Genomic DNA, 19790 nt, shown 5'->3' on the forward strand with positions numbered 1-19790 from the left:
TCAGTTAAAGCAATGGCCGCCTCATCGGGCGGCCAAATCGCTTTTAGGCGCACAAAATCGCTGCGATGGCGCAAGAGCGCGATCAATACGTCCAGATGCCCAGTATCTGCATCAGCATCATGCCGGATACGATACCCACCGGGGTCAGGCCCATGGCGCTGACAATCACGGTACGGACGGGGTTCTGGCTATTGCTGCGGTTCATGACACTCTCCATTCTCCTTTGCGCTTTTAACGCCCCGATCTCGTCCTTTGTTTCACGCGCCGCTCCAACAGCTAGGGGCAAAAGCGTGGCGAAATATGGGTGCCAAAATGGCCTTCTGTGACTGCGCCGTTTCGCGGCTGGTTGATCCCGTTTAGGATGGCTTGGATATAAGGGCGGCAAGAGGCCGTTCAAGGCGCCAAGGTCTTCCAGAATTGAACCGCAGCATTTCCGAATTTGCACTGATCGCCCGTTACTTCGCGCCGCTGGCCACCGATAGGGCCGCGCTGGGGCTCAAAGACGACGCCTGCGTGCTCGAGGAAGAGGCAGGGCGCGAGACCATCATCACCGCGGATGCGCTGGTGGAAGGCGTGCATTTTCTGCCCGACGATCCGCCAGAACTGATTGCGGCCAAGGCCTTACGGGTCAACCTCTCCGATCTTGCTTCCAAGGGCGCCACGCCGCGCGGTTATTTGATGGCCCTCGCGCTGCCGCGGCAAATTGAGGAAAATTGGATTGCCGCTTTCGCGCGCGGTCTGGAAGCGGATCAAACCCGCTTCGGCATTTCGCTTCTCGGCGGTGACACAACGGCCACACCTGGTCCGCTCACTATTGCGATCACCGCGCTCGGCACAGCTCCCAAAGGCGTTATGCTCAAACGCGGCGGGGCACGTCCGGGCGAGGCGGTCTATGTCAGTGGAACGATTGGCGACGCTGGCGGAGGCTTGCAGCTTTTGCAGGGCAGAATCGCGTCTTCGCCCGGGAACGAAATTGCCTCCGGGAACTCCTTCCTTATCGAGCGCTATCGCCGTCCCACGCCGCGCTTGGCCTTAGGAAAAGAATTGCGTCGCCTGGCGTCAGCCGCGCTGGATGTTTCAGACGGGCTTATCGCCGATCTCGGCCACATCGCCGAGGTCTCCAAGCTCAGCATCGTTCTCGAGGCGGAGGCTATTCCACGCTCCCCCGAGCTTGCCGCGCTCTGGCCCGGTCAGGACGGAATCGTGCGCGCCGCGACCGCCGGAGACGATTACGAGATCGCCTTCACGGCACCTTTGAGTGCCGGGCTGCCTGCGGCATTTTCGTTAGGTGGGGTAACGGTCACTAAGATCGGTTACACCGCGCCGGGCGATGGCGTTGTGCTGCTGAACGCCGCCGGAAACGTCGTTCCGGTGCCCCGTCCGGGCTTTGTGCACTTCTAGAGTCAGCGGCGATTTTCCGTCTCGACTGCTGAGCAATTTTGTTTCGGTAACCCTCTGTTAGACTCGTTTTGCGAGGCTGACCGCATGCGCGCGCTCCTCTCTCCCTTTCTGGCCTTTGCCCTTCTGGTCTCGGCGGTTCTCGCTTGGCCTGCGCTTGCGTCCGGAGAGAAGGAAGAGGGCGGGGCCAAGGCCAAGAAGCCCGAACCCGGCACCACGGTCGAAATGCCCTATCTGGTCGCGCCCATGAGCCTGGATGGCAAATTGCTCGGCTATTCCTACATTTCCAGCAAGGTGGTCTGCAGCTCGACCGATGCGGCGATTGTCGTGCGCGAGAAGCTGGCCTTCCTTCAAGACGCCAATGTGCGCGAGGTGAACGCGCGCGCCATCAGCCTGGCGAGTGATCCCAAGGCCGTGGACAAGGACCTCTTGGCCCAGCGCCTCACCACCAACGCCAAGCGGATCGCAGGCGACAAGCGCATCGTCACGGTGATCTTCACCGAGATCAAATATGCCCCACTGCATCCCTCCGATTCGACCGATGGCGGGGTGCCGCCGCCGGAACAGGCGCCCGCGGGCAAAGCCGGCGCCGAGACCAAGCCGGGTGCTGAGGGGGCTGCGGCAAAGAGCGGTGCGGACGCTAAAACCGCTCCAAAAGACACCGCTGTCCAGAAGGGCGACACAAAGAAATCGCGTCCGAAATAAGGCAGACTCGTTGCGTCTGCTTTAGCCATTTGGCATACCAACTCCGCCTTCTTCCCGGCAGGATAAAAAACAGCACCCTGTCCCGGACCTCGGCTCTGGCCGCATGCGCCGGCCAAGAATACGACAAGTAAGGGGAGATCATGGAACTTTACATTTATGCAGCCTTGGCCTGCGGCCTGGCAGCGTTGGTCTATGGTTGGCTGACGGTGCGCTCGGTCCTGTCGAAAAGTGCAGGCAATGCCCGGATGCAGGAAATCGCCGGGGCCATCCAAGAAGGCGCACGCGCCTATCTCAATCGCCAATACACCACCATCGCCATTGTCGGCGTCGTGATTTTCGTTCTGGCGCTCATTCTGCTCGGCTGGCAGCCGGCGGTGGGCTTCTTGATCGGCGCGGTGCTTTCGGGGGCGGCCGGTTATGTCGGCATGAACGTGTCTGTGCGCGCCAATGTGCGCACGGCTGAAGCGGCCCGTCAGGGGCTCGCGGCTGGCCTGTCGCTGGCGTTCCGGTCCGGTGCGGTAACCGGTCTCCTGGTGGTCGGCCTCGGCCTCATCGGCGTGGCTGGCTATTATCTGATCCTGACGCAGGTGCTTGGTCTTGGCGCGGATGCCGCCAATGCGGAAGCTGATGCCCGTATCGTGCAGAATTCGCTCGTGTCCTTGGGCTTCGGTGCGTCGCTGATTTCGATCTTCGCCCGTCTCGGCGGCGGTATCTTCACCAAGGGTGCAGATGTCGGCGGCGATATGGTGGGCAAGGTCGAAGCCGGTATTCCGGAAGATGATCCACGCAACCCGGCCACCATCGCCGATAACGTCGGTGACAATGTGGGCGACTGCGCGGGCATGGCCGCTGACCTGTTCGAGACCTATGCGGTGACGACCGTCGCCACCATGGTCTTGGCCTCGATCTATTTCACGGGTGATCAGAAGACCGCGCTGATGCTCCTGCCGCTGGCGATCAACGGTATGGCGATCATCACCTCGATCATCGGCACTTTCTTCGTGAAGCTCGGCAAGTCCAACAACATCATGGGCGCGCTTTATAAGGGCGTTCTGGCCACGGGCATTCTCTCGCTCATCGGCCTTTACTTCCTGATGAACGCGATCCTTCCGGGCGGCGTCAGCGCCGATCTCGTTGCTGCGGGTACCAAGACCTTCACCGGCACCAGTCTGTTCCTCTGCGGTGTCGTCGGTCTGGCCGTCACGGGTCTGCTGATCTGGATCACCGAGTATTACACCGGCACCGGCAAGCGCCCGGTAACGTCGATTGCCAAGGCTTCTGTCACGGGCCACGGCACCAACGTGATCCAAGGCCTCGCCATCTCGATGGAATCGACCGCGCCGGTCGCCCTCGTGATCTGCGTCGGCATTATCGCCACCTATCTGTTGGCGGGCCTTTTCGGTATCGCCATCGCGGTGTCGACGATGCTCTCGCTGGCGGGCATGATCGTGGCGCTCGATGCTTTCGGTCCTGTCACCGATAACGCGGGCGGCATTGCAGAAATGTCGGGCCTCGAAGGCGATGTGCGCAAGACGACTGATGCGCTCGACGCGGTGGGCAACACCACCAAGGCCGTGACCAAGGGCTATGCCATTGGTTCCGCCGGTCTTGGCGCGCTGGTGCTCTTCGCCGCTTATACCGAAGACCTGAAATACTTCATCACCCAGAAGGTAGGCTATTTCGCGGATGTGACGCAGCCGACCTTCGGCCTCAACGATCCTTGGGTCGTGGTTGGCTTGTTCTTCGGTGGTCTGCTTCCCTACCTCTTTGGTGGTATCGCGATGACGGCTGTGGGCCGCGCCGCGGGCGCCGTGGTGGAAGAGGTGCGCCGCCAGTTCAAGGAAATGCCCGGCATCATGGAAGGCACCCAGAAGCCTGACTACGGCAAGGCCGTGGACATGCTGACCAAGGCGGCGATCAAGGAGATGCAGATCCCCTCGTTGTTGCCGGTGCTGTCCCCGATCGTGCTCTACTTCGTGGTCTTCTATGCGGCGGGCGGCGATTCTGCGGCGAAGGTGGAAGCCTTCAACGCGCTCGGTGCCATGCTGCTTGGCGTGATCGTGACCGGTCTCTTTGTCGCTATCTCGATGACCTCGGGCGGCGGCGCGTGGGATAACGCCAAGAAGTACATCGAAGACGGCCATTTCGGCGGCAAGGGCTCCGACGCCCACAAAGCCGCTGTGACGGGCGATACCGTCGGCGATCCCTACAAGGATACCGCAGGTCCTGCCGTCAACCCGATGATCAAGATCACCAACATCGTGGCGCTGCTTCTGCTCGCCGCGCTGGCGAATTTCTGATCATCCGTACACGTATAAATGCGAAGCGCCGGGCGAAACCCCGGCGCTTTTTGTTTGGCCGTAGAGAGAATTTGTCATCCCGGACGCGCCCATGCTGAGTTTGAAGTCCGGCACGCGGGCGCGATCCGGGATCCACTTTTGCGCCTGCGCAGATTTTGAAGTGGATCCCGGCTCTGCGCGCGGCTCGCTTTGGCTCGCACGCGCTGCGGCCGGGATGACAGCCAAAGCTAAGATGTCAGCCTAAACAAAAACGGCCCGCTTGCGCGAGCCGTCTGCCAGGTCGATCCGGAGCTTACCGGCCCGGACCGCCGCCGCCGCCAGGGTTCTGTTCCTGCTGGCTGCCATAGCCGCCAGGAACGCCCGGTGTGGCGTTGAAGAGCTGCTGCAGGAAGGTGAGCTCGCGCCCGCGCGTGGGCGTGGTGCGGGTCTCAAACGCGATCACGTTGCCGTCTTCCAGGCCGTAATGCTTCATGTCGCTGACCTTGCCTTCCTTGTCGAAATAGACGGCCAGGATGTGCCGGTTCAGCACCGAAGGCGTGAAGAAGGCGACCTGCTTTTCGGTCTGGGTGATGTAGTACCAGGCATCGCCACCAAAGGCCGCCTGCACGGATGGATCGCCGAGCTTCTGCTCTATGGCGGTCTTGGTATCGGTTCCGATGGCGACACCCGCTTCCGCGTCGAGATTCTGGATATAGCCGCGGTTGCTGACCACCGGCGTGCAGCCTGCCGAAAGGAGGCCGACCACCAGGACGGCTGTGGAAACGGAAAGGCGGTTCATCGAGTAATCCCTGTCAGGTGAAGTCAGGCGCACACTGTAAAACGCCATCCACAGCCTTGGAACGGCGGTAAATGTGCTAGCCTTGGGCCGAGCCTGTTGCAAGGCTTTCCCGTAGGCAAGACCTATCATGCTGAACGCGCTTCGCCAGAGCAAGCAGATCAAAACCCACGCGGCGCGGACCTATGCGGGCATCGTGGCGCGGTCGCGCGAACCTTTCTTTTTCGTCACCTTGGCCGTGCCGGATAGTTTCGATGGCCGCTTCGATCTTCTCACGCTGCACGCCTATCTTGTGCTCAGCCGGCTAAAGGAGGAGGGGCGCACAAAGCTCGCGCAAGCGCTGGTAGACCGCCTCTTTACCGCCTTTGACGAGGCGCTGCGCGAGCTTGGGGCAGGGGACATCGCCATGGGGCGGCGGATGAAACAGATGGCGGATGCCTTTTATGGCCGTCTTGCGGCCTATGAGGCTGCCACCGACCCAGCCACGATGGGCGAGGCGCTTGTGCGCAACCTCTATCGCGGAGAACTCCCCGCTTGCATCGGCGCTGTGGCAGATTACGTCTTAGCGGCGAAACAGATCCTAAAGGTGAGCCCGGACGGCGGCGTGGATTTCGGTCCCTTGCCGGGCAGCCCTTAACACTTAATCCGAGTACCTCTCATGGCTTCAGGCAGCGATAAAGACGTTGATACCCCCTTCATCCATATGTTCGATCTGGGCGATCTCACCCAGGCCGGCTCCGACATTAAGGTGGAGGCCCCCGCCGATGTTCTGAAGGCGCTTGCCGTCTGGGCCGATGTGCGTGAGGTGAAGCGGTTTTCCGCCGCCGTGCATCTGAAACGGATTGGCCAGAACCGATTTTCCTATGCCGCCGAGCTTACGGCGGACATCGTGCAGGCCTGCGTCGTCACGCTGGAACCAATCGAATCGCATCTCACCCGCGAAATCGCGCGAGAGCTGCATTTGATGCCACGTAAGGTAGAAGAAACCGGCGAATTGACCCTTTCCGCCGGCGATGAGGACGTTCCGGAGGTCATTACCAGCCTGGATTATGACCTTGCGACGCCTTTGCTCGAGGAATTTGTTCTTGCGATTGACCCTTATGCACGCAAGGAAGGTGCGGCTTTTGAGCCACCCCCGGCCACAGAAACCCTGCCAGAAAGCCCTTTTGCAGTGCTCAAGGCCTTAAAGGGCAAGGAATAATCGCAAAATAGACGGTGTTTTTGCCGCTTGAAACTTTGGGCCGTTTCCTGCTACCTCCCGCGCCTGCTTTTACCGCCCCCTGCCGCGAGGCACGGGGCACCGATGGAGTAGGTATCCGCCATGGCGGTCCCAAAGAGAAAAAAGTCGCCGTCTGCGCGCAACATGCGTCGGTCGCATCATGCACTGGCGCCGGTTTCCTACAATGAGTGCCCGAATTGCGGCGAGCCCAAGCGCCCGCATCATGTCTGCGGCTCCTGCGGTCATTACGATGGCCGTGAAGTCGCTGCTGAAGCGAAAGCCTAAGGACCCGGGTCGCGTCATGCGGCCCGCTTTAGGGGCCGCGGCCCTCATTAAGCGGCCCGCATAGGGACAGGTGAATCTTGGCCGGCGAATTGACGGTATCGATTGATGCGATGGGCGGTGATGCCGGCCCTTCGATCGTCATATCCGCATTGGTGCGCTCTTTGCAGCGCCACCCGGAGGTCAAGTTCATCCTGCACGGTGATGAAACCGTGCTGCATGAGCTGATTGCCAAGCGCAAAGGCAGGTTCAGCACGAACGTGTCTGTGCGCCATGCACCGACGCGCGTGGCGATGGACGAAAAGCCGTCCTATGCGCTGCGCCGCCGTCGCGACTCCTCCATGTGGCATGCCATCGAATCGGTGAAGACCGGTGAGGCCGAAGCGGTCGTTTCCGCAGGCAATACCGGCGCGCTGATGGCCATGGGCATGTACAATCTCGGCTTGGTGGATGGGATCTCCCGTCCTGCCATTGCTTCTGTCTGGCCCACCCAGCGCGGTCAGACGGTGGTGCTCGATTGCGGCGCCAATATCGAATGCGATGCCGAACAGCTCGTCGATTTCGCCGTTATGGGTGAAGCCTTCGCGCGCGCTGTGCTCGGCCTGCCGCGTCCCAAGGTTGGCCTTCTCAATGTCGGCTCCGAGGATATGAAAGGCCATGACGCTGTACGCGGCGCGGCTGCTATCTTGCGCGAAGCCAAGCTGCCGATGGAATTCGTCGGCTTCATTGAAGGCAATCACATCGCTGAAGGCGTGGTCGATGTCGCTGTCACCGACGGCTTCACCGGCAATGTCACGCTGAAGACGGTGGAAGGCACGGCTAAGCTGATCTCCTTCTATTTGCGCAGCGCCTTGAAACGCTCCTTCCTCTCGCGGCTTGGTGCCGTGCTCGCCTCTGGCGCTTTGCTCGCCTTGAAGCGTAAGCTCGATCCGCGCGCGGCGGGCGGCGGCTTGATGCTCGGCCTCAACGGCATTGTCGTCAAAAGCCATGGCGGTTCGGATGCGCTGGGCTTCGCCTATGCCATCGATACGGCTATCGATATGGCGGTGGGCGGCGTGAACAAATCCATCGCGGCCGACCGTGCGGGTGTAGTGCCCGAGGCGGCGCTGCCGTGACCCGCTCCGTGATCCGCTCGCATGTTCTTGGCTATGGCGCTTATCTGCCGGAGAACATCGTCACCAATAATGACTTCGCCCAGCGGATGGATACCTCTGATGAGTGGATCCGTACCCGCACCGGCATTCGCCAGCGCCACTTCGCGGCTGAGGGCGAAAAGACGTCTGATCTCGCGGTAAAAGCTGCAGAAGCTGCGCTCAAAAACGCGGGCTGCACCGCCGCCGATATTGATATGGTCGTGGTCGCCACCACCACGCCGGATGAGACCTTTCCGAGTGTCGGCACCATGGTGCAGGCGCGCCTCGGCATAACGCGCGGCTTTGCTTTCGATGTGCAGGCGGTGTGTTCGGGCTTCATCTATGCGCTCGCTACCGCGGATAACTTTATCAAATCGGGACAGGCGCGCAGCGCCTTGGTGATTGGCGCCGAAACCATGAGCCGCTTGCTCGATTGGGAAGACCGTTCAACTTGCGTGCTCTTCGGTGATGGCGCGGGCGCGATCGTGCTCAACGCGGGTGAGGGGCAGGGTACGGCGGCCGATCGCGGTATTCTCAATACGCAGCTCTTCTCCGATGGCCGCATGCATGACTTGCTCTATGTCGATGGCGGGCCGTCTTCGACCGGCACCACTGGCCATCTGCGCATGATGGGCAAGGAAGTCTTCAAGCACGCCGTCAACAACATCTCCGTCGCCATTGAAGCTTCCGCAAAAGCTGCGGGCGTTCCGGTGGAGGAGATCGACTGGTTTGTGCCGCATCAGGCCAACCAGCGCATTCTTGATGGTATCGCCAAGAAGCTGAACGTGGATGCCTCCAAGGTGATTTCCACCGTGGCGCTGCATGGCAATACCTCGGCGGCTTCGGTGCCGCTGGCGCTGGCCACCGCGGTCGGTGACGGGCGCATCAAACCCGGTCAACTCGTCCTGCTAGAGGCCCTCGGGGGGGGTATGACCTGGGGCGCCGGGCTGATTCGCTGGTAGCAGTTCGCAGAAACCTGTAAAGCCCCGTCTTAAACCTTTGATGTTGACGGAAAATCCCTGTTCTGTTTACGTTTACCTCCAGAACCAGGGATTCGGCTTCTGCCATGACCACAACTACTCTCACGCGTGCCGACCTCACCGAGGCGGTGTTCCAGGCGGTTGGGCTTTCGCGTAACGAATCTGCCCAGATGGTGGAAGACATTTTGGAAGAGCTGTGCTCGGCGCTGGTGCGCGGGGAAACGGTAAAGCTCTCCTCTTTCGGGACCTTCGCGGTGCGCCAGAAATCGCAACGCATGGGCCGCAATCCCAAAACGGGCGACGAGGTTCCGATTGCGCCGCGCCGGGTGTTGGTTTTCCGTCCCAGCCATGTGCTGAAGGCGGTAATCAACGGGCAAACGCCGCCCGATGGCTATGACGAGGCCGATTGATGTCGCTTGCGGTGGTAGCCGGCCTTGATGCGAACAAGGCCGCGTCAGTTAAATCTCCTGAAGCGTTCCGTACCATCAGTGAAGTGTCGGTGGAGCTGGACGTGCCGCAGCATGTGCTGCGCTTCTGGGAAAGCCGCTTTTCGCAGATAAAGCCGACCAAGCGCGCCGGTGGGCGCCGCTATTACCGCCCGGAGGACGTCGATCTTCTGCGCGGAATCCGAAGCCTTCTCTATTCCGACGGCTACACCATCAAGGGCGTGCAGAAGCTCTTGCGCGAGAAGGGTGCCCGTTTCGTTGCCGATGTCGGCCGCCAGTCGCTGGTGCCTGCCGCGCCGCGCCCCAAGAAAGAGGGAGCCGTGCTCGCCTTCCGCCGTGGCCGCGATCTGGCTGAGGAAGAGCGTGAGAAGCTCGAGATTCTCCTGGCTGAGCTGGTACAGCTCAAGGCGCGCCTGCGCCAGGCGCCGCGTTTCCAGTTCTGAGAAGCCCGCGTCAGATTTTCTCAAAAATCCTCAAAAAACATGATCTTGCGGCGGTTTCTGCGGTTGCCCTTCGAGGCATCGGCCACTATAGTCCGCCGCCCTTGAGGTACCCCTTCAAGGAATTTCCCCCGGCGGTCGCCCCCTCGAAAGAGGAGTGAGACCGTCAAATTGACCGGTCGCCCAACCAGCGAACCGGTCAGACCCGCGGGTTTCCCGCGATGAGGTCGGAGCGTGGCGCAGTCTGGTTAGCGCACCAGTCTGGGGGACTGGGGGTCGGAGGTTCGAATCCTCTCGCTCCGACCATTCCATTCAAACACATCCATTTCGCCGCCAGTCTGCCTGCGCTCAAGGCGTAGCAGCTCTTCCACGCATGCCCATTCCTTCTCTGGAGTGCCGCTGACGCCTTTGCCTATCTATATCTGACGCTAAATTCTGAAATTGGCCCTATGTGTCGCATTAAAATATCTAGCCTGAATGAAATCATGAAATTATAAGTCGTAAGCGAGGGCGGCGGCCGATCAGGCAGCCCATTCAGCCCATGCGTAATGTTTAGAGGAATGTGATGTCAGATTGGTCCGAGCATTATGCGACGCGTGTTTCCCATATGCAGGCGTCGGAAATCCGTGAATTGCTGAAGCTTCTGGATCAGCCCGACATCATCTCCTTTGCTGGCGGTATTCCGGATCCCGCGCTGTTTCCGCGCGAGGAGATTGCCCAAGCCTATCAGCGCATTCTCGGCGATCCGCAGCTCTCGGCGGTGGCGCTGCAATATTCCATCAGCGAAGGTTATCTGCCGCTGCGCGAATGGCTGGCGGGATATATGGGCCGGCTGGGTGTCGCCTGCACGCCTGAGAACATTCTCATCACCAATGGCTCGCAGCAGGCTCTCGATTTCGTTGGCAAGCTGTTCATTTCGCCAGGAGACAGCATGCTTGTGGCATGGCCGACCTATCTTGGCGCCTTGCAAGCCTTCAGCAGCTATGAACCGCGTTTCGATGTGCTCCCAGGGGAGAATTCCAATCGCACCTTGGAAAGCTATACTAGCCAAGGCGCCGCCAAGCCGAAATTCGGTTATGTGATGCCGGAATTCCAGAACCCGACCGGCACCAGCCTCAGCCTTGCCGAACGTGAGCGCCTGCTCGATACGGCGGCGGAACTCGATTTACCCCTGGTGGAGGACAGTGCTTACGAAAAGCTGCGCTATGACGGCGAACGCGTGCCGTCGCTCTTGGCACTGGCGGCTCAGCGCGCTGGCGGGATCGATCACTGCAAGGTGCTTTATTGCGGCACCTTCTCCAAGAGTATAGTTCCGGCACTGCGCATCGGCTGGATCGTGGCCGCCAAGCCGGTCATTCAGAAGCTGGTGCTGATGAAGCAAGCGAGCGACCTGCATGTCTCCACCTTGAACCAGATGGTCATGCATGAGGTTGCTTCGGCGCGCATTGAAGATCTGGCAGCGAATATGCGGCGGGTTTATCGCGCGCGGCGGGATGCCATGCTGGCCGCGCTCGACCGACACATGCCCAAAGGCATCCACTTCACGCGCCCGGAAGGTGGAATGTTCGTCTGGGTGACATTGCCGGAAGGGATCGATGGTGCAGAGCTTCTCAAGCGCTGCATAGAAGAGGGGCGGGTCGCCTTCGTGCCGGGCGCGGCGTTCTTCGCAGATCGCTCCTGCCGCAATACCATCCGCTTGAGCTTCTCCTTGAGCGAACCTGCCAAGATCGATGAAGGCATCAAGCGTCTGGCGTCGATCCTGAAGCTGGAAATGGCTGAGATGACGCACGCGGCTTGAAGCAAGGGAAGGCTAGTATGCGGTGTTGGATTTGTTGCGCATACGCTTAAAGCGCGTGAAGCCCAAATTCACCAAGGCCGCGGTATCGAATTCGGTCATGCCCTCCGCTGTCAGCCGCGCCTCGGCGTATTCCGGCACATGGTCCTGCGCGCACTTGAATTCCGTATTGGGCACCAGCTTGTTCATGCGTGAGATCGAGCCGTAACACTCCATCGTCGGGCACTGATACATGCAGCCCGCATTGACGAAGAGGCGTATGCGGGACTTGTCGGCGATGGTGGAAAGCCCCGCAAGATCGTCATTCATGATGGGATGCAGCACCACAACATCATAGTTTTCCAGGAAGCTCGAAAGCTTATCGAGCGTGCGCACCTGGTTGATCACGGAAGCTTCAAGTTCGAAATCCGGGAAGTCCTCGCGTATCCAGCGGGCGAGTTCAGCGCGCGCGACGATGACCGAATTACCCTTGCGGTGATATTTGGCAAGAAACGGCTTGCTCGAAAGATATTCCTCGCGCGACGTCACGATATTTTGCAGCGGAATGCGATAACCGATGCCGTTATCGTACATCCAATGAATGTCGGCATCGGAAAGCTCCGGGCCGTGATAGATGCGTCCACCATAGAGTGGGGTGTATTCCCGAAAGGCGAAGACCGACTTGACGGGGATGTCTTCGAAGAAGATAGCGAGAAAGGCGGCAATGGAATTCGACATGGTTTTGCCGCGCGCCGAAACCGAAAAGTCCAATGTCTCTGAAAACATATCGTTCCCCATCCGCATTCAGTCTTTATAGGTGGTCAATGCATCGCCCAGCGCTTCACGCAGCGGCGCAAGCCAGGGCACATAGTTCTGCCATTGGTCGAGGCCATTTCGGCTGATGGGCTGGCGCACTTGCTCGGAGCTTGGCGTTCGCACGCTGCGCCGCGTGTTGTGGAACTCTAAACAGGCTTGCTCGAACGGGAGCCCGGAATACGAGAGCAACCGCTGAACACTGCCTTCAAGGTCTTCCACCACATCCTCGTAGTGCAGTTTCAGAACCCGGTCCGGCAGTACGGCATTCCAATGGCGCATAAGATCGAGATAACTGCGATAGTACCGCGCGATGTGGCGGGCATCGTAGCTGAATTCCTGATTGGTCGTGCCGAAGAGCTGTTTCAGATTGCTGAAGCAACAGGCCATGGGCTCACGGCGCACATCTATGATGGTGGCACGCGGCAGGATCAGGTGAATAAAACCGATGTGCCAGAAATTATTCGGCATCTTGTCGATGAAGAAAGGGCGCCCCAGTTTGAGGTATGCGCGGGTCTCCGCGATGAAGCGCTCACCTAACCCGCGCACATCCTCGACCGAAAGCTCAAGCAGCGCCTTGGGGTTCGATGGCAGGCCGCAATGGCCGTCCTGACCGCAGATTTTGCCGATATAGCCCGCGATTTCCGTCAGTTCCTGCGTGCCTTCGATTTGGGAATGGGAGGCGAGGATCTGTTCGATCAAGGTTGATCCCGAACGCGGCAGCCCCACGACGAAGATGGGAGAAGCATCATCGCTGCCCCAATCTTTGCGCGCTGAGAAAAACTCCGCCGTGAAGGTTTCCTTCAGCCGTGTTACTGCAGCTTCGGCAATATCCGGGCGCCAGCGGCTGGTCGCCCGCCGCACGGCATTGCCCCGCTTGTAATATTGCCAAGAGGATTCAACGTCGCTCCTGTCTTCCAGGGCCTTGCCCAAGGCAAAGCACAGATAGACGCGATCCGTGTCCTCAATACCTTGCTGTGCTTCCGCAGCACGCAGGCGTGAGAGTTCGGTATCGCTGAAGTGATAGGTCTTCAGATTGGCAAGGCCAAACCAGGCCACGCCATAATCCGGCCGAGCCGCCAGAGCGGCGTGATATTCTGCGATGGCCTCATCTCTGCGGCCGATAATCTTCAGCGCATCTGCGCGCCACAAGTGCAAATCCGCCGCTTCCGGTCCTGTTGATGACTGCCCCGCAAGAAGTTTCCCACAGACATCGATGACTGGTTCGTGGTCGCCCAAGCCGATCAAAGCCATGCCGTATTGCTTGAGATAGGCGCGGTTTTTGGGCTCCAGCTTGAGTAGTTTCTCGGTCTCTTGTCTCGCAGCCAAGTGTTTTTGCCGCTCTAACAAAAGCGCGGCGTAGTCAAACTGTGCAGCATGGTAGTCCGGCGCCTGCACCAGCACCGCACGGAAGAGCGTCTCGGCCTCATCCAGCGCGCCGCGGGCTTGGCATATGCGTGCCAAAAGGCGCAAGGCGCCGACATTGCCACTATCTTTGCGCAGGTATTCGCGGATCACATCTTCTGCCGGATCAAGATCGCTATCGGCAAACAGGCTGTTTGCCACAACCACTTCCGGCGGAAGCTGTTTCAAGGTGGAGAGATTTCTTGCCGCCTGCTCAGCCTCTGCCGTGTAGCCCGCGAGCCGGTAAAGCTGTTCCAGCATATCCCAACTTGCTGGTAGAGTGGGGTTGAGGCGTACGGCTTCGCGCAGCGCTTCAAGGGCTGCTGGGCCATCCCTGAGGAGCACATGGCAATGGCCCAGCTCCTGATGGAGGCGGCTAAAGCGGGGATGGACAGAGTGCAATAGTTTGAGGGTGGTCAGAGCTTCCGGCAGGCGCCCTGCGGCGCGAAAGCCGATAGCCTTCTTCAACAGAGCGTCGCGCTCGGCAAAATCGATGGTGTTCATCATTTCCCCTCGAAGCTGTAGCCGAACAATTCCAGGTCTTGGGCATAGCGCGCAGCAACGCCATCGATCAGGTCGCGATCATAATATTGGCGATAATCGCCGCGCGTTGTGCTGTTCACGCGCTCGAGCGGGCGGGACGAAATTCCGATACGGGCGCAGATCCCCTCATAGGAATCCTGCATGTCTTCCACCCGGCCGACCATATCTGTCAGCAAGGTCTTGCCATCATCGTCCAGAAGCAGCGAGGCTTGCGCTTGGAAAAGAATGTGCTGTTCCGGCGGGTCGCGGAACAGGAAATGGCGCATCACCTCACGCGGCTGCTGACGAAAAAGATCCCCGCCGCGCAGCATGAAGGCGCAATAGGAGACGAAGCGGTCGAACGGATTTCGCACAAAGGCGAATTTGAAATATCTGCCGAAGGCATCCTGGCCGAGATGAGGGCGAACCTGTCGCAATGCAAGATGGCCATGTTGAAGCGCAGCCAGATCGGCCCAGGGAAAACGTCTGTCCACGAATAATCCCACCTGCTCGAGGTCGTCACCGCTCATCTGTTCGCGCAAAGCCCGGCGCACGGAATGCGTGCCGGTCTTGGGCACGGCGGCAAAGATGAAGTGATGGCGGTGGGAGATGATCACGGGGCACCTGATATGGGAAACGCGCCCCCTCGAGGGAGGAGGCGCGCTGAGAGTGTATTAAAGGTACATGTCAGAATTTATAGCTGATACCTCCCATATAGGTCGTACCGCTCTGGGTCTGATTATAGAGGTAGCGGTTCTGGCCCCAGAATTGTGTGTCTTTCTGGTTGGTCAGGTTGACCGCATCCAGCGTGGCCTGCAGCTGGTCCGTGATGTTGTAGAAGAGGGCCGCATCGACATAATTGCCGCCCGTAAAGCCCCTCGTATCGGCGCTCATTGGGGTGGCGCCGTGGCCCGTGAACCAGCTGCTACGATGGCTCAAAGACGCGCGTGCGCCCCAGTCGCTGGTTTCGTAATAAAGGGTGGCGTTGTAGGAGGTGTTCGAAATCCCGGTAATGGATTGCGGGAAGTCGACATAGGTGTAGTTCACCACCGCGCCAAGGTTGTTGAATGGTGCCGGCAGGAAGTCGAACTGGCTCTGTGCGGCCAATTCCACGCCGGTGATCTTCTTGGTGCCTGGATCATTGATCGGCATCGAGAAGGATTCGAGCAGTGTGTCAGCCGTCGCACCCGGGGTTGTCGCGGGCGAAATTTGAGCCTGGGCATAGGTCAGCGCATTGCCATTATCGATGCTCCAGGTCTTCGAGGTGATGAAGTTCTTCACGTATTTCTGAAAAACACCGACAGAGATCAGGCCGACTTTGCCGAAATAGTATTCCACGCCGAGATCCAGCGTAGTGTCCAGGAAGGGCTTGAGGTTGGGATTGCCGCGCGAAGCCGTGAAGTCGCAATTGCTCTTGGAGTTTGGCGCGGTGGGATCGCAAGTCGAAGTGTTGTTCTGGAAGGCGCTGCCTTGCGCCGCGATCGAGCCAAGGCTCGGGCGGTTGAGGTTTTGCGTTGCCGTGAAGCGCACCAGCACCTCCGGCGTCAGCTCCAGCACCGTGTTCAGGGCCGGAAGCAGGCCGTCATAGCTCCCCTTCACATCCGCAGTGCCGAGATAGGCGTAGTTCTTGCCCTGGATCCAGCCTTGGCTGCGGGTGTCGGTGCTATAGCCGCGCACGCCGATATTGCCGCGGAACGGCTTGCCGAACATTTCGCTGTCCCAGTCAACCTGCGCGTAATAGGAGACCGTCTTTTCGTCGACCTTGAAGACGTTCTCGATGTCTTTCAGCGCGCCGCCTGTGCCATCCGCCTTAGGCGCAAGACGGTGATATTCCTTGTACTTCGCAAAGGCCTTGTCGTAATCGCCGATCAGCCACGAGCCGTAGCTGTTGTGGAAGACTGTGGTGATATCGGCGACAGAGGTGCCACGCGTGATGGCCGTGGTGCCATTGTCGCCGCCGTCATAGTAGTACGACGCGCCGTTCTGCGAGAAATTGTGATAGGCAACACCCGCGCGCAGCGTCACATGCTCGTCGAGTTTATAGCGCGCGTTCAGCACGCCTTCCTTCAGCTCGGAGGAGTTATTGAAGGCGCGATAGTAGAAGTTATCCATCGCGTAATTGGCCGGATTGGTCGGGTCCCAGTTGGTGTACTGGAACGAGGCTGAACGCCCGTCCGTGCCGTAATTAGCAATGAGACCGCCCTTGGCGCGCATATAGAGCTTGTCGTCGTAAGGCGTCTTATAAAGCGACTTCTCGGCGCCGATATGGCCGTCGATGGTGAGCGCATCGGAAACGTCCCAGGTGCCGGTCAGGACGCCTTGGTTGAACACGTTCAGGTTCTTTTCGCGGCGATGTTCGCTGCCGAAGGTCACGTTGGAGGAATCGGTCATGGTGACATAGCCGTTCGCATCCACCGTGTAGTTGTTGAAGACCGTGGCATTCTGGAAGATGGCGGGCCAGGGCGAACCCTTGGGGCCATCCAAATTGGTCGAACCAAGGCCGTTGAGCGGGCGGGTGGCCAGATGCAGCTCATCGCGATGAACGGTGAATTCGCCGTGCAGCGCATCGAGGGTCAAGAGGATGTTGTTTGTCGGCTTCCACTGCACCGCCGCGGTGAGGCCCAAACGGTCCTGCTTGCCGTTCCAGGACGAGATGCGATTGCCATCGGGGAAATAGAGATTGCCCGCGAGGAAGCGCTGCTGCTTGTCGGCGGAAAGATGCGAGATGTCGACACCGGACGCGACGAGGTCGAGCGCCTTGCCGGTCTGCTTGCCGGTTTTCGCGTCTGTCGTGGTCGCCCCAAGCAGCGAATAGTTATAGGTGTTGTGGCCTTCTTCGGTCGTCCGGCGATGGCCATAGGCGACAGAGACGGCGATGCCGAACTTATCGTCCCAATTATAGCTCGCCAGCGCGGCGATGCGCGGCTGCAAGTCTCCCGTATATTGGTTGCTGCCCGCCTTGGCCGTCACCGCGCCCTTGAAGCCCGTATTGTAATCGAGCGGCTTGCCGGTGAAGAGACCGACCGTACCGGCCATGCCGCCTTCATTCTGCGAAGCCTGGAAGGTCTTTTCGACTTCGACCTTGGAGAACAGTTCCGAGGCAAAGATGTTAAAGTCGAAAGAGCGGTCGCGCGAACGCTGGCCGCGGCTGTCCTGCGCGGAGTCGACGTTCCCCAGCACTTCCATGCCATTCAGCTGCACGCGGGCGAAATCAGGCCCGAGACCGCGCAGCGAAATGCGGCGGCCTTCGCCGGCTTCGCGGGTAATCTGCACACCGGGCAGGCGCTGCAGGGATTCGGCCAGATTGAGTTCCGGGAACTTGGCCATATCTTCGGCGACAATCGCGTCTTTCAGGATGACGGATTCGCGCTTGATATTGCGCGCCGCGGTCAGCGATTCCTGATAGCTGCCGGTGACGACGACCGTCTCAACGGTGTTGCTTGCGACTTGCTGAGCTGATGCAGCAGATGACGTGGCGCCCGCAACCAGCACTGCCGCGCTGGCCATCAATACGCTCTTCAGGCTTGGGCGCGCGGCCCAAGCGAAATGCTCTCGAGACATAATTACCCCTCCACAACCGATGTGACCCAGCCGTTCGATGGAACGGCCACCTCAGGTCACGCCGAATGTGCCAAGCAATTACGGAGCATTTTGTTCTGTCTTATTGCAGGTGTGTGACATTATGTGGAAATGAGCGATTGGTGTGTGGTTTTCGTGTTGGTTTGCGTGATGCTTGCGTTGAGCTTGGGCGATGTTCTGCCTAGGATTGCAGCACCGCGCGGCCATTGCACCAGAGCCTACGCACCACGGGCGTATCGCCCACCTTGCGGAAGCACAACAAATCGGCACGCAGGCCTGGTTTCAGATGGCCGCGATCCGAAAGACCAGCAATATCGGCGATTTTCCAAGTCGCCATGGCGAGCGTCTGATGCAGCGGCAAATCGCAATCCCGTTCCAGTTTGAGGATTGCCTGCAAAAGGCTCGCGGGCACGTAATCGGAAGAAAGCCCGTCGAGCACGCCCAGCCGCGCCAGTTCACTTGCCGAAACGCCGCCGGAATGAGAGCCGCCGCGCACCACATTAGGTGCACCTGCCACCGTCGCCATGCCGCGCTCATGGGCGGCGCGCGCAGCCTCCACCGTGGTCGGGAATTCGGAAATCACCGCGCCCATTTTCTGCGCCTGCTCGACATCTTCTATTGTCGTGTCGTCATGGGTAGCCAGCGGGACGTTCTTGCTCGCTAGCATTTCGGCCAGCTTCGGCCAGTTGCGCGCCACATGGATGGGACCAGTCTGCATCTCCTCGCGCACGCTGGCTTCGAATTCCTCATCGCTCTCGACTTTGGAGATTTTGTTGTAGCGCTTGAGGTCATCAAGATTGCGCCATTGGCGCTGGCCGGGCGTGTGATCCATCAGCGAGACGAGGCGCACCAGCTTGTGATCGATATAGGGCGCGACATCCTCGATCAGATTTTCGCCGCTCAGCTCGCAGCGGATATGGATCAGGTGATCGGTGCGGAACAGATTTTTGGCGCTGCCGGTCGTGATCGCGTCCATGGTGTGGGCGAAGATCGAGCGGCGATACTCTTTCTTGCCATAGGGCGTGCCAGCCGAGACGCTGTCATAGACCGTGGTAATGCCAGCACCAGCTAGATCATTGTCATGGGCCAGCGCCGCAGCAAGCCCATCCGGCCAGAATACACCGGGACGCGGCATGAAGTGCTTTTCGAGGTTGTCCGTATGTACCTCGATCAGGCCGGGGCAAAGATAATCACCCTCGGCATCGATCGCGCTTGGCAAGGCCGTGCTGGTTTGGTCGATCGCTTTAATGCCATTCGCATCGAATACCAGGGTTCCGCGTACCGACTCGTTCTCCAAGACCAAGGTTGCATTGGTGATAACAGTCTCACGCATGATTGCTCAGCCTTATAGTACGAGTGGCAACGCGGTCGCTGACCGCCTCGTCGTGGAAAATACCGGCCATGGCTGCACCGCGTTCGCGGGCATTCGCGATGAGCTCGATCACGATGTCACGGTTCTCTGCATCGAGCGAGGCGGTCGGCTCATCCAGCAGCATCACCGGGGTCGGGTCGACAAAGGATCGCGCGATATTCACGCGCTGCTGTTCGCCGCCAGAAAAGGTCGCAGGCGCAAGTCCCCATATCCGCTCTGGAAGATGTAGCCGTTTCAACATCTCCGCTGCCCGGTCGCTCGCTTCGTCCTTGGGGACGCCGCGCGACAGCATTGGGTCCATGACAATGGCAAGCGTCGAGATGCGCGGGATGACGCGCAGGAACTGCGAGACAAAGGATAACGTCTTGCGGCGGATATCCAAGACAAGGCTGGCGCGCGCGCCGACGATATCGACCATCTCGCTTTGATGCCGAATCCGCACCGTTCCTGATACCGGGCGGTAGTTTCCATAAAGGATGCGCAGAAGTGTGGATTTTCCAGTTCCCGAGGGGCCTTTCAGCACCACCATTTTTCCGGCCGTGATGTCGAGGTCGATGTCTTGCAGCACATCCAGCACAACCCCTTGCTGGTTATGCAGTGTAAAGGTCTTTTTGAGGTTTCGCGCTTCAAGAAGGATGGTCATGGGCT

Annotated in this window: 19 protein-coding genes and 1 tRNA gene; 12 read left to right on the plus strand and 8 right to left on the minus strand. The window is 59.6% G+C overall.

Features of this window, described 5'->3' with window-relative positions:
* Positions 1 to 82: 82 nt before the first annotated feature.
* The gene (locus FHS83_RS19695; RefSeq protein WP_279590105.1) at positions 83 to 205 is read right to left on the minus strand and encodes a hypothetical protein; all 123 of its coding nucleotides are present in this window, start codon (positions 203 to 205) and stop codon (positions 83 to 85) included.
* Between the two features lie 212 nt (positions 206 to 417).
* Here FHS83_RS19695 and thiL point away from each other — a divergent pair, with 212 nt between their 5' ends.
* The 3 genes from thiL to FHS83_RS15535 all read left to right on the plus strand — a co-directional run bounded on the left by thiL (position 418) and on the right by FHS83_RS15535 (position 4403).
* A complete protein-coding gene (gene thiL, locus FHS83_RS15525; RefSeq protein ID WP_167083841.1) occupies positions 418 to 1401 on the plus strand; it encodes a thiamine-phosphate kinase in 984 nt (327 codons plus the stop codon).
* Positions 1402 to 1485: 84 nt separating this feature from the next.
* Entirely contained in the window at positions 1486 to 2103 is a 618-nt protein-coding gene (locus FHS83_RS15530; protein ID WP_167083842.1) for a hypothetical protein, read from the plus strand.
* A 140-nt stretch (positions 2104 to 2243) separates the two neighbouring features.
* Positions 2244 to 4403, plus strand: a complete 2160-nt coding sequence (locus tag FHS83_RS15535; RefSeq protein WP_167083843.1) for a sodium-translocating pyrophosphatase — start codon at positions 2244 to 2246, stop codon at positions 4401 to 4403.
* Between the two features lie 292 nt (positions 4404 to 4695).
* On the opposite strand, the gene FHS83_RS15540 is transcribed toward FHS83_RS15535, so the two are convergent.
* Entirely contained in the window at positions 4696 to 5181 is a 486-nt protein-coding gene (locus FHS83_RS15540; RefSeq protein WP_167083844.1) for an outer membrane protein assembly factor BamE, read from the minus strand.
* Positions 5182 to 5308: 127 nt separating this feature from the next.
* Here FHS83_RS15540 and FHS83_RS15545 point away from each other — a divergent pair, with 127 nt between their 5' ends.
* The 9 genes from FHS83_RS15545 to FHS83_RS15585 all read left to right on the plus strand — a co-directional run bounded on the left by FHS83_RS15545 (position 5309) and on the right by FHS83_RS15585 (position 11476).
* Entirely contained in the window at positions 5309 to 5815 is a 507-nt protein-coding gene (locus tag FHS83_RS15545) for a ubiquinol-cytochrome C chaperone family protein (protein ID WP_167083845.1), read from the plus strand.
* Between the two features lie 21 nt (positions 5816 to 5836).
* Entirely contained in the window at positions 5837 to 6379 is a 543-nt protein-coding gene (locus FHS83_RS15550; RefSeq protein ID WP_167083846.1) for a YceD family protein, read from the plus strand.
* A gap of 120 nt (positions 6380 to 6499) precedes the next feature.
* The gene (gene rpmF / locus FHS83_RS15555) at positions 6500 to 6682 is read left to right on the plus strand and encodes a 50S ribosomal protein L32 (protein WP_167083847.1); all 183 of its coding nucleotides are present in this window, start codon (positions 6500 to 6502) and stop codon (positions 6680 to 6682) included.
* 77 nt (positions 6683 to 6759) lie between these two features.
* Positions 6760 to 7794, plus strand: a complete 1035-nt coding sequence (gene plsX, locus FHS83_RS15560) for a phosphate acyltransferase PlsX (protein WP_208414897.1) — start codon at positions 6760 to 6762, stop codon at positions 7792 to 7794.
* Positions 7791 to 8774 carry a beta-ketoacyl-ACP synthase 3 gene (locus FHS83_RS15565; protein WP_167083848.1) on the plus strand — a complete coding sequence of 328 codons (984 nt, stop codon included), beginning with the start codon at positions 7791 to 7793 and terminating at the stop codon, positions 8772 to 8774. The genes plsX and FHS83_RS15565 overlap by 4 nt, the downstream gene beginning before the upstream one ends.
* A 104-nt stretch (positions 8775 to 8878) precedes the next feature.
* On the plus strand, positions 8879 to 9202 hold the full coding sequence (locus FHS83_RS15570) for an integration host factor subunit alpha (protein ID WP_167083849.1): 324 nt from the start codon (positions 8879 to 8881) through the stop codon (positions 9200 to 9202).
* The gene (locus FHS83_RS15575; RefSeq protein ID WP_167083850.1) at positions 9202 to 9681 is read left to right on the plus strand and encodes a MerR family transcriptional regulator; all 480 of its coding nucleotides are present in this window, start codon (positions 9202 to 9204) and stop codon (positions 9679 to 9681) included. Before FHS83_RS15570 ends, FHS83_RS15575 begins: the two co-directional genes overlap by 1 nt.
* 225 nt (positions 9682 to 9906) lie before the next feature.
* Positions 9907 to 9984 (plus strand) — tRNA-Pro (locus FHS83_RS15580).
* A gap of 259 nt (positions 9985 to 10243) precedes the next feature.
* Complete coding sequence (locus tag FHS83_RS15585; protein WP_167083851.1) at positions 10244 to 11476, plus strand: aminotransferase-like domain-containing protein; 1233 nt, start codon at positions 10244 to 10246, stop codon at positions 11474 to 11476.
* Positions 11477 to 11488: 12 nt separating this feature from the next.
* Here the strand turns inward: FHS83_RS15585 and FHS83_RS15590 are convergent, their stop codons facing one another.
* The 6 genes from FHS83_RS15590 to phnL all read right to left on the minus strand — a co-directional run bounded on the left by FHS83_RS15590 (position 11489) and on the right by phnL (position 19785).
* Positions 11489 to 12238, minus strand: coding sequence for a hypothetical protein (locus FHS83_RS15590; RefSeq protein ID WP_167083852.1), 750 nt, complete (start codon positions 12236 to 12238; stop codon positions 11489 to 11491).
* An 18-nt stretch (positions 12239 to 12256) separates the two neighbouring features.
* A complete protein-coding gene (locus FHS83_RS15595) occupies positions 12257 to 14176 on the minus strand; it encodes a tetratricopeptide repeat-containing sulfotransferase family protein (protein ID WP_167083853.1) in 1920 nt (639 codons plus the stop codon).
* Positions 14173 to 14808, minus strand: a complete 636-nt coding sequence (locus FHS83_RS15600) for a sulfotransferase family 2 domain-containing protein (RefSeq protein ID WP_167083854.1) — start codon at positions 14806 to 14808, stop codon at positions 14173 to 14175. The genes FHS83_RS15595 and FHS83_RS15600 overlap by 4 nt, the downstream gene beginning before the upstream one ends.
* Before the next feature lie 70 nt (positions 14809 to 14878).
* Positions 14879 to 17752 (minus strand): TonB-dependent receptor, encoded by a 2874-nt coding sequence (locus FHS83_RS15605; protein WP_167083855.1) that lies wholly within the window; start codon positions 17750 to 17752, stop codon positions 14879 to 14881.
* Between the two features lie 199 nt (positions 17753 to 17951).
* Positions 17952 to 19103, minus strand: a complete 1152-nt coding sequence (locus FHS83_RS15610; protein ID WP_167083856.1) for an alpha-D-ribose 1-methylphosphonate 5-triphosphate diphosphatase — start codon at positions 19101 to 19103, stop codon at positions 17952 to 17954.
* Positions 19096 to 19785: a phosphonate C-P lyase system protein PhnL gene (phnL, locus tag FHS83_RS15615; protein WP_167083857.1), complete on the minus strand. Its 690-nt coding sequence runs from the start codon at positions 19783 to 19785 to the stop codon at positions 19096 to 19098. Before phnL ends, FHS83_RS15610 begins: the two co-directional genes overlap by 8 nt.
* Positions 19786 to 19790: the final 5 nt, after the last annotated feature.

It is taken from the genome of Rhizomicrobium palustre, assembly GCF_011761565.1.
Taxonomy (GTDB): domain Bacteria; phylum Pseudomonadota; class Alphaproteobacteria; order Micropepsales; family Micropepsaceae; genus Rhizomicrobium; species Rhizomicrobium palustre.